Source organism: Patulibacter ginsengiterrae, from assembly GCF_056269115.1.
The window spans coordinates 1-621 of record NZ_JBWDOG010000048.1; the positions used below are offsets into that span (position 1 = coordinate 1).

At 52.7% G+C, this 621-nt stretch carries 1 rRNA gene; it reads right to left on the bottom strand.

Annotated elements, in window-relative coordinates:
• A 23S ribosomal RNA gene (locus ACVUH9_RS22240) occupies positions 1-621 on the bottom strand; the annotation flags it as partial.

A 621-nucleotide genomic window follows, 5' to 3' on the forward strand; every position in this document is an offset into this window, starting at 1 on the left:
CGAACTGTCTCACGACGTTCTAAACCCAGCTCGCGTACCTCTTTAAATGGCGAACAGCCATACCCTTGGGACCTGCTTCAGCCCCAGGATGAGATGAGCCGACATCGAGGTGCCAAACACCGCCGTCGATATGAACTCTTGGGCGGTATCAGCCTGTTATCCCCAGAGTACCTTTTATCCGTTGAGCGATGGCCCTTCCATACAGAACCACCGGATCACTAAGACCTACTTTCGTACCTGCTCGACTTGTGGGTCTCGCAGTTAAGCGCGCTTTTGCCTTTATACTCTACGCGTGATTTCCGACCACGCTGAGCGCACCTTCGTACTCCTCCGTTACTCTTTAGGAGGAGACCGCCCCAGTCAAACTACCCACCAGACATGGTCCTCGTCCCGGATAACGGGACAGAGTTAGAACCTCAATATTACCAGGGTGGTATTTCAAGATTGGCTCCACCGAAACTAGCGTCTCGGTTTCAAAGCCTCCCACCTATCCTACACAAGTAAGATCAAAGTTCAATGTCAAGCTGCAGTAAAGGTTCACGGGGTCTTTCCGTCTAGCCGCGGGTACACCGCATCTTCACGGCGAATTCGATTTCACTGAGTCTCTGCTGGAGACAGCGC